8 protein-coding genes are annotated in these 14,361 nt (G+C 30.5%); 2 read left to right on the top strand and 6 right to left on the bottom strand.

What is annotated here, in order from left to right:
* Positions 1–63 precede the first annotated feature (63 nt).
* The 3 genes from D2A34_RS06740 to D2A34_RS06730 form a co-directional block, all read right to left on the bottom strand.
* Positions 64–1,791: a phospho-sugar mutase gene (locus D2A34_RS06740; protein ID WP_119366113.1), complete on the bottom strand. Its 1,728-nt coding sequence runs from the start codon at positions 1,789–1,791 to the stop codon at positions 64–66.
* Between the two features lie 246 nt (positions 1,792–2,037).
* Positions 2,038–5,529: an SbcC/MukB-like Walker B domain-containing protein gene (locus D2A34_RS06735; protein ID WP_119366112.1), complete on the bottom strand. Its 3,492-nt coding sequence runs from the start codon at positions 5,527–5,529 to the stop codon at positions 2,038–2,040.
* On the bottom strand, positions 5,504–6,733 hold the full coding sequence (locus D2A34_RS06730) for an exonuclease SbcCD subunit D (protein WP_119366111.1): 1,230 nt from the start codon (positions 6,731–6,733) through the stop codon (positions 5,504–5,506). Before D2A34_RS06730 ends, D2A34_RS06735 begins: the two co-directional genes overlap by 26 nt.
* A 267-nt stretch (positions 6,734–7,000) precedes the next feature.
* On the opposite strand from D2A34_RS06730, the gene D2A34_RS06725 reads away from it, so the two are divergent.
* Entirely contained in the window at positions 7,001–7,549 is a 549-nt protein-coding gene (locus D2A34_RS06725) for an ECF transporter S component (RefSeq protein WP_119366110.1), read from the top strand.
* Positions 7,550–8,208: 659 nt separating this feature from the next.
* Here the strand turns inward: D2A34_RS06725 and D2A34_RS06720 are convergent.
* Together D2A34_RS06720 and D2A34_RS06715 are read right to left on the bottom strand one after the other, a co-directional pair.
* Positions 8,209–10,473 carry a hypothetical protein gene (locus tag D2A34_RS06720; protein WP_243128261.1) on the bottom strand — a complete coding sequence of 755 codons (2,265 nt, stop codon included), beginning with the start codon at positions 10,471–10,473 and terminating at the stop codon, positions 8,209–8,211.
* Positions 10,474–10,887: 414 nt separating this feature from the next.
* Entirely contained in the window at positions 10,888–12,333 is a 1,446-nt protein-coding gene (locus D2A34_RS06715; RefSeq protein WP_119366109.1) for an MDR family MFS transporter, read from the bottom strand.
* 207 nt (positions 12,334–12,540) lie between these two features.
* Here D2A34_RS06715 and D2A34_RS06710 point away from each other — a divergent pair, with 207 nt between their 5' ends.
* Entirely contained in the window at positions 12,541–13,776 is a 1,236-nt protein-coding gene (locus D2A34_RS06710) for an MFS transporter (protein ID WP_079438169.1), read from the top strand.
* Between the two features lie 70 nt (positions 13,777–13,846).
* Here the strand turns inward: D2A34_RS06710 and D2A34_RS06705 are convergent, their stop codons facing one another.
* Positions 13,847–14,359, bottom strand: coding sequence for a GNAT family N-acetyltransferase (locus tag D2A34_RS06705; RefSeq protein ID WP_079438170.1), 513 nt, complete (start codon positions 14,357–14,359; stop codon positions 13,847–13,849).
* Positions 14,360–14,361 lie beyond the last annotated feature (2 nt).

The raw sequence follows: 14,361 nt of genomic DNA, 5'->3' as shown, positions 1-14,361 counted from the left end.
TTTTGGTTCCCTACTTAATAAAATTGCTACCACCTAGTAAGATGATAGCAATTGACATGAAAATTAGTTTAACTTAGCGTTAATTATTTCCATTACTTTTTCTTTAAATGTCGCAATATCTTTATCAGCATTTTCTAAACTGCTGCTCTTTACTGCTAAATAAACTTTCATCTTAGGCTCTGTTCCTGATGGTCTTACTACGAAATATGAACCATCCTCTAAGATGTACTTTAATACATTAGACTTAGGTAAGTCAATAGTTGTCTTAGTATTATTTACAGTATTTTCTTCAATGCTTAATTTATAATCTAATCTTGTAACTATTTTAACAGCATCTACACTGCTTATTGGATCATTTCTTAATGCCTCTATACAGTTAGCAATCTTTTCTTGACCTTCTTTTCCTTTTAACTCTAAAGATACAAGAGTTTCTTTGAAATATCCATATTTTTCATATAGATCAATTAATGCATCATAAAGGCTCTTTCCTTGTTCCTTATAGTAAAGACACATTTCACATACTAACATTGAAGCTATAACAGCATCTTTATCACGAACAAAGTTTCCTGCAAGGTATCCATAACTTTCTTCAAATCCAAAAAGATAAGTCTTATTTCCTGCATCTTCGAATTCTCTTATTTTTTCGCCTATATATTTAAATCCTGTTAATACATCCATAAGTTCGATATCAAAGTCTTCTGCAATACTTCTAGCACCTTCTGTTGTAACAATTGTCTTAATTACAACACCATTTTGAGGTAGTTTATTAGTTTCCTTTAATGAGCTTAATACATAATGAGTTAAAAGTAAACCAGTTTGGTTACCAGTTAATACTTTAAATTCACCAGCATTATCTTTAACAACAAGACCTATTCTATCACAATCTGGGTCTGTTCCAAAGATTATATCTGCTCCTTCTGTTTGCGCCATTTTCATAGCTAATTCAAATACATCTGGATTTTCTGGGTTAGGATAAGATGCTGTTGGGAAATTTCCATCTGGAGCTTCTTGTTCCTTAACTACTTTAACATTGCTATATCCTAATTGTTCTAATACTGCTCTTACTGGAACATTTCCTGATCCATGTATTGGAGTAAATATAACATTTAAATTGCTAGCTTTTTCTTTAACTAAATCAGTTCTTATTGTTAATCCTTTAACTTTTTCATAATAAAGCTTATCTATATCTTCTCCAATATAAACTAATAAACCTTTTTCTAAAGCAAGACTTTCATCTATATCTTTAATTTTTGAAAAATCATCTACAGCATTAACTCTGTCGATAATTATATTTGCTTTCTCATCTGTTACTTGCCCACCAAATTCATCATAAACTTTATAACCATTGTATATTTTAGGGTTGTGAGACGCAGTAACAACTATACCACCGCTGCATTTTAATTCTCTAACTGTGTAAGATAATACTGGCGTTGGTCTTAAACTTTCATATAAATATACTTTTACATTATTTGCACATAAGTTAAGTGCAGCTGCCTTTGCAAATTCCTTTGACATATTTCTAGAATCATATGCAATTGCAACTGAAGGATCTTTAAAATTCTCATTAAGATAGTTTGCAAATCCTTGTGTAGCTTTTGCAACAGTATATATGTTCATTCTATTGCTTCCAGCACCTATTACTCCTCTTAATCCACCAGTACCAAAATCTAAGTCTTGGTAAAATCTATCTTCAATCTCCTTTTCGTCAGATATTGCTCTCAATTCGTTTTTTGTTTCCTCATTGATAATGTCGGAATTAATCCAAGTGTTATACTTTTCTTTGTAGTTCATTTTTTAATCCCCTTTCCAAACTGTTCTCTTTTTCATTATACAATATTTACCTGTAATTAAAAACATTTTTATATTATCATAATAGACGAAATTTAAATCTAAACTAAAATTTCTTCATCTTTATTTTATTATAATATTATCTATATATACATACCCAAAAATACTTTTATCTATTAATTGTCATATAATCCAAGATTATCGCTTCTTTACGACATAGTTTTTGGATGAAATTCCTATGAAATTTTTTTAGTTTCTTTCAATTTTCACTTTACTTCCACCCATTCCACATTCTGCCGGAGTAATCATAAGTTTTACTGGTACTCTGCTCTTTATGGATTCTACATGGCTGATAATTCCTACCTTCATCTTTTCATTATGAATTCTTTCTAAAGAACTCATAACTACTTCTAGAAGTTCATCATCTAAGGTTCCAAATCCTTCATCTAAGAAGAATAGTTCAAGCGGTGCTGTTCCTTTTAATTGAATCTGTGCAGATAGCGCTAAAGCTAATGACAATGAGGCTAGGAAAGTCTCTCCACCTGATAATGTTGTCGCATCTCTTCTTGCTCCACCATTTTTATAATCTCTTATTATGAATCTACCATCTTCATCTACTTCTAAACCATAATTTCCATGAGTAATTTCCTTTAGTCTTTTAGAAGCTTCAATGGATATATACTTTAATTTATTTACTGCAACAAACTCTACAAATTTCTTTCCTTTAAATAGTTTCTCTAAATCACTAAGTAAGGCCAATTTATGTTCTAGTTTGGCTTTCTTTTCTAATAGTTCCTTTTGTTCTTCTAACTTTGTCTTTATATTTCTTAATTCTTCTTCAATTTTAATTTTATTTTCATTAGCTTCGTTTACTTCTTTTTCTTTTTGCTCTTTTAGTAATTTTATTTGAAGGTATTCTTCTTCACTTAATTCTTTTCCATTAATTTTATTCTGTAGACTTTCAATTGCACCTTTAACCTTCGACATATTATCTCTGTAAGTTTCTATCCTTGATTTGTACTTACTTATTTCATCTCTTTCGATAAGGTTATTCTTAACATCTTCTAATGATTTAAACCCTTCGCTATCAATCGCCACTTCCAATTGTGCTTCTTCATCATTTTTTCGTTTACTTAATTCTTTATATTTGCTGATTGTACCTATAAGCTTTTCATTGCTTTCTGTAAATTCTTTTTCAATTCTATTCTTTCCATTTTCAAGCTTTTCGAATTCTTCATTTATAATGTGTATATTTTTTTGTACCTGATTAAGAAGCAACCTTAAATCAGCTTCATCATTAACTTTATTTCTTATTGATTGTAATTTTTCTTCTTTATTTTTCTCATTACTTTCTAAGTCTGCCTTATCTTTAGTAAGATTTTCTTTTGCCAAAGTAAGTTCATTACTTAGTATTTCTTTTTGCTTTTCTAAATTTTCTACTAGCTCTCTATTTACTTTAACTGCCCCAGCTAATCTTTCTCTTTCTTTTTCAACTTGCTTAATTTCTTCATTTTTTTGGCTAAAGCTATCAACTAAAGTTTCTGCTTTCAATGTATTTACTCTATTTTTTATATTATCAAACTCTATTGTATTATCATTAATGCTCTTTGTTAATTCTTCCAGCTGTCTTTGATTTGTTCTTACTACAGCTCTTAGTTCATTTATTTCACCATTTTTAATATTAATTTCATTTTTTAATTTATTGATGTATTTTTCTAGATTTTCTTTATCTTTCGCATAATTTTCTAAAACTTTTTCTAAATTTATAAATTCTTCTTGTAATTTATCTAAAGACTTTGCATTCTTATCTATTCCTAAAGTACGAATTTCTTCTTCATTAGCATTAATTTTATCTTTATAATTCTTTATCTTGGTTTCATTCTCAATTATTTTACTACTACTGAGCTTAATCAATTTTTCTTTAACCTTAATTTCATTTTCAACAGGTTTAATATCTATTATGCCTGAACCATCTATATTTTCTTTTGTATGATGGGTAGAACCGCATACTGGACATTCTTCTCCTTCTTTAAGTTCAATCCTAAGGGCATGAGCTAAATTTTCTCTCATAATTTCCTTATGCTTAATCTTAATATCTTCTAGCTCTTCTTCCAGATTCTTTTCCTCGTCTTTTTTACTAAGAAGCTCAGAATTTAATTTTTCTATTTCTTTATTAGATGAATCAATTTCTTTAGTTAATCTATCCAGTGTCTTAAATTTTTGTTCACTTTCAACAATTACTTGCTTTAAGTTAACTAAATCTTTTTGGTCACCTGGTGGATTTTTGATTAAAAGATCATATTGTGATTCTTTCTCTTCTAATTCCTTGGTTCCATTATCTAATACATCTCTTAATGCTTTTCCTTTTGATATAGTTTCAGCATTTTCTTTTTCTAGAAAAATCTTTTTTTCTTTTTCCCTGGAAATAATCGAGTCTAAATTAAGAAGCTTTTCTTCTAAAATAATTCCTTCTTGAACTTTTTCCTTAAGAGCTTCATCAATTTTTAACTCATTATATACTTTTTCATCTTCTTTAATTTGATTATTTCTAGACTTAATTTCTACATCTATTTTTAGAAGCTGACTTTGACTTTCCTCGCATTTCTTAAGTGCAATTTCAATTTGAGACTTTAATTTATCTATGTTGCTTTTAATAATATCTAACAGCTTTTCCTCTTCAATAGCATCTTTAACTTTTTGTTCTTGAAGAATTAACTGCGGAAGTTTGTTATCTTTATTACTCTTAGCTACACTCCATAATCTCTCGATATTTTCTTTTTGTTCTTTTATCTTTTCAATTGCAGCTTTTAGCTTTTCTAATTCAAGTTCATTTTCCCTAAACTCTTTTATAGTATTCTCAAAGGCATTTATATACGGTACGACTTTCGCCCCCGCTTCCCCTAAGTTTACTCTATCTATATATTTTTTTATTTCTTCTTCTTTTTCTTTTAAATCTTTTTCTTTATTTTTATACTCAATTAAATCAATTTGTAAATTCCATATTTCTTGGTTTTCTTTATAACTCTTTTCTACTATTTCCAAATCATTTTTTAAAGTCACTAAATCATTCTTTAAGGTTTCTAAGACTTCTTCTTTTTCTTTTAGCTTTTCTTCGCTTACGTCGTTATATCCACTTAACTGCCCAAGCAAAACACTATTATCAGTTTTTTCTTTATTTATCTTAGCATTAAGTCTTCTAGATAAATTATCCCCGAACTGCTGAAGATTAAATAATCTTTCAAGCATATCTCTTCTGTCTTTCCCCTCTAGTTTAAGAAATTCACTAAACTTACCTTGAGGCAAAACAACAGTTCTTGAAAAGTCATCTAAATTAAGCCCTAATATTTCTTCAACTTTTTTATTTATAGTCTTAACTCCATCAGCTAAAACTTCCTCTTGCATATCGGTTATCTCAACTATTTTGCACTTTCCAGAGCTTATTCCACCATCTTTTTTTCTTCGAAATTCTCTATCAATAGTATATCGTCTATTCTCAGTTCCTGATATTTGAAATTCAAAACTCACATTAAGTCTTTCACAATTAGTATTTATATAATTTGAACTCTTTCTAGCTACATTTCCATATAGTGCTAAGGTTATTCCATCTAATATAGTTGATTTACCACTTCCAGTTGGTCCAAATATACCAAAGAATCCTCTATCTGTTAACTTATCAAAGTCGATAGTCTGCTCATCTATAAAGCTGTTTAGCCCTTTAATCCTCAACTTGATTGGTCTCATCTTCTCCACCTTCTTCATCTATAATTGATAAAAGTAATTCAACAACCTCGTCCTCTGGAGATGTTCCTCTTTCTTTCATATAAAAGTCTTTAAAAATTTCCCCGAAAGATTTCTCAGTGAAATTATGATCAACCTCTTCATCTATGCCTTTAACCTTAGGCATTATTTCCAAGATATCTTTCTTTAAATCTTTCATTTGCTTTATTTCATCTTCTCTTATATATCTATCTGTGCTTATTTCAAGGTAAACCCAACAATCTTTATCTTTATTTTCTTCACATTTTGAAATAGCATCTTCAATACTTGAACACTTCCAAATTTCAATTGGCTTATATACTTTTAAGTCCACTTCTTCTATAATGCATTCTTCACTCGCTTTAACATCAACTATAAAACATTTCTTAGTAAAGCTTATTTCTTTCTTATTATAGTGAATTGGTGAACCGCAATATCTGGCTTTTCTTTCTGTACCCGGTACTATCTGTGGTTTATGTACATGTCCTAATGCCACATACTGTGCCTCTTTTGGAAAGCAGCTTCCATCTACTATGTAAGTTCCTCCAAGCTGAATACTTCTTTCAGAACCACTTTCTTCACTTCCCATAGCAAAGAGATGCGATACTGCTAAATTAATAGTATCTTCTCTATAATGCTCTTTTAGTGAATTGAACAAGGAAAATATTCTATCACTATAGGATTTAGCTTTTTCCTCCTCTTCATCCATTCCATTATAGATTACTTCATTTAGTCTTTTCTCACTTGGATAGGGTACAGTTAAAACAACCGCCTTTTCATTGTTCATTTCAATTTCAACAAAACCTTCTCCTGAAGCTAGTACCTTATGTCTCCCATATTCTCCACATTGAACCATGGTCTTTGGAGTACCCACCATAATAATTCCATGATCACGCGCTAAAGGTCCTGCTGCGACTAGTCTATCTGGATTATCATGGTTTCCTGATATAACTAGAGTAAGCCTTTCCCCGTTTTTTGATAATTTCTTCAAAGTATCATAAAACATTTTTTCAGCTCTTGCCGGAGGGTTTGAATTATCATAAACATCCCCTGCAATCATAACTAAATCTATATTATTATCTTCTACAATTCTAACAAAATCATCTAAGAATTCTTCCTGCTCATCCATTCTGCTTACGCCCTCTAAATTCTTACCTAAATGCCAATCTCCAGTATGTAATATCCTCAAAACCTAAACTCCTCCCCTTAAGTATATTTATATTCATAATCTATACTGCTTTTATTATAGCCTACTTAAACATATTTTTTCCAATACTATTTTGTGTTTCATTCAATTTCAAATTGTACCCGTACATTTGATAAATCAGAATAATATTAATATAATAATAACATTATTTGCAATAATTTTATTTATTTAAATCATGCTATGTTAAAAACAAAACATTCATCTATATTGGCTAATTAATAATAATCTAAAAAAGGTGGGAAATATTTTATGGAAAAAAGTAAAAATTTAAATACCAATGAAATGGTATTAATGGGGCTAATGATTGCTTTAACTTATTTAGCAGGTAGTATAATTAAGATTCCATCCGTTGGTGGCTTCGTTCAAATAGGTGACTGTATGGTATTCTTATCAGTAATTGTTCTAGGTAAGAAAAAAGGGGCAGTTTCAAGCGGCTTGGGGATGTTTCTTGTTGATGTGCTAGGAGGATATTATTTCTGGGCACCATTTACATTAGTAATTAAATGGGGAATGGCTTACATTGCCGGGTCAATTTTAGAAAGAATGTCCGAAAATAAGGCCGCAACCAAATACACAATTGCATTTTTAGCTGGCGGCATATTTATGGTAATTGCTTATTTTGGTGCTGGAATAATAATATCTGGTTTTCTAACAGAAAAGATAGGTCTAATACAAGGAATTGCATTTGCTGCTAAAGATATAGTTGGTAATATTATTCAAGTATCTACTGGAATAGTTATAGCATTACCATTAAGTGCCGTGATAATAAAAGCCAAACAAGCTGTATTTGCAAATTAAAGGTATGTGAAAAACTTAAAGTGATGAGGTAACAACCGAAATAGAATACATATATGTTCCTCAGGACTATGAAAAATCTCGCTAGGAATATCTAAATGGGAAGTTGCACCACCTCTGCATGTTCCTGTGACAAGCACTGGACAAGCAAAAGTGGAACAACTTCCCATCAAGATATTCCAGCAGCTTATTTTTCAATGCCTGCTTCACATATATGTATTCTATTTCTTTGTTTTGCTATCACTTTGGATTTATTACCAATACCTAGTTTAGAAAATTGGAATATATATTGCATCAAAGGCCACAACTATAACTACTTAAAGATATTGTCACCACAGAAATATAAAAATACTTGCATTAATATAGCCTTATTTTAAACTTACTACTAAACTAGAACGGGAATATATGTTTTTGCGGAGTGTTCATAAGAAGATTTTGCTGGCCGTTATTCTAGATTATAAGTTGTTCCAAATGTGCTTGTTCAAAAGCGTAGTCTTTGAAGCAAGCACTTTGGATGCAACTTATAATCTTAGAATAACCCAGCAAAATCTTCTAGGAACCGGAGTAAACACATATATTCCTGTTCGGTTGTTTAGATGTAAACTTAAATTATTCTCATGCTGCAAGTATTTTTATATTTTAGATGATCTCAATATATTTAATTAACTAATCCATGCTCCATTTGGACCTACTTTATATCCATTAATTATTGTATTAGCTGCCATTGAACCATCTGCATTGCAGTAATACCAAGTAGCCCCATCTTTTACCCATCCTGTTGCCATATATCCATTATTTTTTAGGTAGTACCAGCTGTTTCCGTCTTTTGCCCAACCTGTTTGCATAGCTCCAGTAGTTTGCGACATGTAAGTCCAGCCTGCACTATCTTTTTGCCATCCTGTTAATGGATCTCCTTTTGCATTAACCATGTACCAGTTATCACCTGATTGTACCCATCCTTGTTTTATTGTCTCTGTTGTAGATAGTGCCACTGGTGATGCTACATACGTTGCATTTGCTTGTACAGGCAATGTAATTGCTTCTGCTGTTATAACTGCATCCTGCACTTGGATATATTTTTCTAATAAAGGTACATATTTATAAACAGCTGTAACTTGCTCTGAATTTTTATCAATTGGAATGATTGCTTGTATGCTGGCAGCTTGTGCTGTTATAACAGCCCCTGTACTCTTACCCTCTTTAGCAATTGGAGTTACAGATAATTTGTTTCCGTCTGGTGCCGATATCTCTTTAGTTTGTCCTACTGACACACCTTCTCCAATAATGGTACTAATTTTACTTACAACTTTAGCCTCAACTGCTTTTACTGCCTCTTTTGACATGTTTGCCAATGATACTGGTTTAGTTATCTCTGTTGCAGTGTTTGTTGATGTTCCTGCAGTAGATGTATTAGTGGTAGAGGTTGATGAATTGCTCGAGGAACTGCTGCCACCTGAACTATGACTCGAAGAACCTGAACCACTTCCATTACTGCTTAATTTAGGTATAATTAGTGTGGTTTTAATTTCATCATCCTTAACAGTCTTACCATTTTCATTATATGAATTCTCTGAAACCCATACTGTTACTACTACAGATCCAGCTTTTGATATAGTTGCAGGTGTAAAGCTATAATCTTTAATACATCCACCTATACCCCATTTTTGAATTTTTCCAGCTATAGCTCTTTCTATATCTGATATAGTACTACTATTTGATACCAACAAGCTATTTAATGATTTAGCTACTGCATCTTTGTACTCTTCAAATGTTTGATTCGAGTTAATACTACGTGGTTCATTAGTACTTTGTTGAGAATATATAATATTAGTTAGTCCATTTCTTGTATCAGTTAATTTAACTTTGTATGCTAATTCACCAAATGTTGTATTTGTTTTTGGAATATCTACATAGTCTGAAACTACACCTTTTACTGATGTTCCTGCTAATAATTTATTAATAGTGTTTTGGATAGTTTCGAAGTCACGATTATTCTCATATAGATAGCTAAGTGAAATTGAAATACAATCTCCTATATCATCTATTGATTTATTAGGATCGATTTTCTTGTAAAAGTAACCATTTAAGTCAATAGTTGAATCTATAGTCCTATCATCATTATAAATATATCCGCTAACCATATATGATCCTAAAGCGGAATTATTCTCGCAATGGGCATCTGCATAGACATCTATATTTAATCCGTTATAATCTTTTAAACCGTCAGCCACTGCATCTTTTACTGTAGTGCCTGTAAACTCTCCGCTCTTATCCATTGCCTCTATTATGTTAGTAATCTTAGATATAATCTCATCCTCTTCTATTGTATTTTTACGCTTAGTAAGCATAGTAAAATCAAACTTAGTTTCAACATTATTATTGCCTGCATCTATAATTGTAGCAGATACTTCTATCTTTCCTTCTGATGACGATGTTGCTTCAGTAATGTTAAAACTATCAATTTTTATTGATAAGTTTTTATTTTCAATGTGTTCTTCCATTCTAGATAGTGTTTTATCAGCAGTTAGTGTTGTATTTGAATACTGTTTATCAAAATCCTTTTTTATAACATATTCCAAATCATTTGCTGTTTGCATGAAAGGAATACCTTCAAAAGTTAAAGTATCTAGTAATGTAACTGCCGATGGTGTTGTGACATCATTAATCTTAACATTAACAGTTGCTTTCCCTGGCGTATTTTCAAATATAGAAACTTCTGTATCCATATCTGTATTTTCCATAGTATCAGCATATAGTTCCTTTATATCATCTGATGATGTATAAAAACCAATAACCTTTAACCCATTTATAGAATTAGTTATTGCAGCTTTTACATCGTCCAATGTCTCTGCTGATGCTGGAATTGATGTTGTGCCAAGTGATGTCACTGCTGCTACTGCAACAATGCTTATTAAGTGTTTATTCATTTGTTTTTACCCCTTTTCCTCCGATTACTTTGATCGTGAATTGATATTTTAACCCCTAAATAATATCTATTAATTTTCCGCAATAGACACCATTAGTACTTAATGTGTAATATAACCATTTTATATAATAATTTATATATTTTCATTAAAATGTTCATTTTATCTTTTTTTACACATACAGATAAATATTCGTAGTAGTTTCATCTGTCTTTAGTTAAATTTTATAAAAAAAATAAATCATCTCATTTTACATTTTTTTCAATACTATTTAAATCATATAATTAATAATCTTCTACTATACGAGTGTAATTAAATGATTAAATCAAAAACAACTGATATTTTCTTATTTAGAAGATATCAGTTATTCTTTATAGATTATTATAAATTTTAAACTTGTTCCATTAATAAAATTAATTATACTTCTGTTCTATTCGGCATCAGCATTGACAAGATTAATGAAATAATTGATATCCCTACAAGTATTATAAACAATACATGAAAAGAACTATTTAAAGCGAACCTTATATTCTCACTTGTGACAGCAGCATTGTATGTAGATGATTTATATAAATTACTTGGGTCTACCCCGCTGATTCCTATATTAGCAAAGTATTTTACTATGTATAAGTTGAATATATATCCAAAAACACTTACGGCTATTGTTTGTCCTAACGTCCTAATCAATGAGTTAGTAGCCATTGCTACACCTCTTTTGTTATATTCTACAGACTCTTGAACAATTATTGTCAAAGTAGTAAAAGCTCCACCAAACCCAAGACCTATAATAAAAACATAAACTAGTACTAATAATAATGAAGAATTTACACCTAAAGTAGTCAATAATAACGTACTGATAAGTAAAATACTATTAGATATCAAAATTACTACTTTGCCACCATATTTAACTATCTTTTTCCCTAAAACTACCGATGCTATAAGCCAAGAGATCGACATAGGAGCTAGGGCTAATCCTGATAATTTTGCACTATATCCTAATACATTCTGCATATATATTGTTAAATAAACATCTGCACAGATCAATATAGCTGAAGCCAAAAAACTTATTAAGTTTATAAGTATACTCTCTCTTGTAAATATATCAAAAGGAATAACTGGTTCCTGTGCTTTTATTTCTATTTTATAAAATACTATTAGCAATATAATTGTTACGGCTAATGAAATTCCTATGAATGCATTCTTATTAAAACTTATACTATCAGCTGACATAAAAATATTTAAAAATATAACCATTGCAGCCGATAAAGTAATAGTACCTGCAAAATCTATAGTATGACTTTTCTTCTCAAAGTCTTCGACTAGATTTCTTTGAATAAGTATGACTGACAATATTCCAAAAGGTAGGTTTATAAAAAATATCCAATGCCAAGATAGCACATCTATTAAAATTCCTCCTAAGAATGGACCTCCAAGACTTGCAATCCCCCATATTGAGCTTATAATTCCTTGGATTTTAGGTCTTTCCTCAATAGTAAACACATCTCCAATTACTGTGTATGTAACAGTGAATATTGCACCTGCACCTATTCCTTGTATTGCACGTGCTCCAATCAACATGTACATACTCATTGATAATCCACATAAAAAACTTCCAATTAAGAATATAATTATTCCAATAGAAAGCATATTTTTTCTCCCATATAAATCAGACAGCTTACCATATATAGGCGTAGAAATTGCAGATGTTAATAAATACACTGAAAAAACCGAACTAATAATTTCAAATCCCTGCAAATCTTTTACTATTGTTGGAATAGCCGTAGTTACAACTGTTCCCTCAACAGCCCCTAAAAACATTGCTACCATTAATGCTATGAATATATTTCTCTTTTTCGAATTCATTATTTAAAATCACTTCCTTATAAAATTCCTATGTAACATTTATTAGTCGAACTTTATAATTATATCTATAGTATTATATTTATACAACTTAATAATATCTTCAGAATTTCTTTAGGATAATTTAACTTGATGTAATTTTGATTTATGATATAGTATTATGGTGGTATATATAAACACAAATTTTACAGTTTCAAAAGGAGTAATTATATGAAAGAATCGTCCATATCACTTTCTTCATTTTTTAAAAATCGTTTTGTTCAAGTAATTATGGTTTCTTCTATTTTTTTACAAATAGGTATATGGGTTCGTAACTTTGCTATATTATTATTTGTAATGGATAAAACAAATAATGACCCAGTTGCAGTTTCTTTAATTTCAGTTGCTGAATTTGCCCCAATATTTATATTCTCATTTATAGGAGGAACTTTTGCAGATAGATGGCGTCCAAAACGTACTATGGTTTGGTGTGACTTATTAAGTGCTATTTCAGTTTTTGTAGTTCTGCTTACGATAATATTTGCTACATGGGAAGCTGTATTTTTTGTAACCTTTATTTCATCTATTTTATCGCAGTTTTCTCAGCCTTCTGGAATGAAATTATTTAAGGTTCATGTTCCCGAGGAATTTATGCAAACAGGAATGGCTATTTTTCAAACACTTATGGCTATTTTTATGATTATAGGGCCAGCGTTAGGTACTATTGTTTTTCAAAAGTTTGGAATAGATATTTCTATATCGGTAATGGGAGTCGCTTTCTTACTTTCAGCTGCAGTATTAACTCTATTACCAGCTGACAAAATAGTTGAAAAGAAAGAAGTCACAACTCATTTCTTAGAAGAATTAAAAGAAGGTTTTATTTATGTTTGGGAGCAAAGAGCTCTAACAATACTAGGATCTGTTTTTGCAGCAGCAGGCCTTGCTGTTGGTATTATACAACCGCTTGGAGTTTTCTTAATAGTTGAAAGATTAGGTCTTCCTAAAGAAAACCTTCAAATATTACTTATGGTAAATGGAGCAGCCATGTTTATTGGCGGAGGCTTAGTTATGACAATATCAAAGAAAGTAGCGCCTCAAAAACTCCTTGCACTAGGACTTATAGTTAATGCTATCTCAATGGTTGGAATGGGATTATCCTCAAGCTGGATTGTTATTCTTTTATTCCAATTCTTTAATGGATTTTTTATGCCTTGCATTCAGATTGGTATAAATACATTAATTCTACAGCTTACAAAAACAGAGTTTGTAGGAAGAGTAAATGGAGTATTAAATCCTATGTTTATGGGATTCATGGTCATTACTATGTCCATTACAGGTTGGCTTAAAAGTCAATTTTCATTGACTATTCTTTACATTTCAGCTGGATTGCTATTTCTGATAGGAGCTATGCTTACTTCATTGATATTTAATGCTTCGACGCAGCGTGAAGTAGATTCAGCACAATAATAAAATAGGAAAGTACCTCTAAATACTATATTTAGAGGTACTTTCCTATAAGTAATAAATCATGTAATTATTATGATTCCACTGGAGCTTTCGGCCCATCTAAATCTAATTGATAAAAAACTAAGTCAAGCCATTTCCCAAATTTATATCCTGCCTTTGTTATTGTACCGGAATACTTAAATCCAAACTTCTCATGAATTTTAATGCTTCCTTCATTTAAGCTATCAATACATGCCACCACAGTCATATACTCATCTTTATTAGCGATGTCTATTAATTCTTTTAATAATAATTTTCCTATTCCTAGATTTCTATAATCTTTATGAACATATATTGAGTGCTCTATTGAATATTTAAAAGCGGGATAAACTCTAAATGATCCATATGTAGCAAATCCAACAACTCTCTCATCTTTCTCAAATACTAACAACGGACTTCCATCTTGTTTCTTTTTCTCATACCACTGTTTTCTTTCCTCAAGAGAATGTTCAGTATAATCATATATTGCTGTTGTATTTAAAATAGCATCATTGTAAATTTCCAAAATATCAAGTAAATCTTTTTCTGTAGCTTGTCTTATCATCT

This window comes from Clostridium chromiireducens (assembly GCF_003575225.1).
GTDB classification, from domain to species: Bacteria; Bacillota; Clostridia; order Clostridiales; family Clostridiaceae; genus Clostridium; species Clostridium chromiireducens.
The sequence above is the reverse complement of the archived record's forward strand: the minus strand, read 5'-3'. Positions and strand labels throughout refer to the sequence as shown.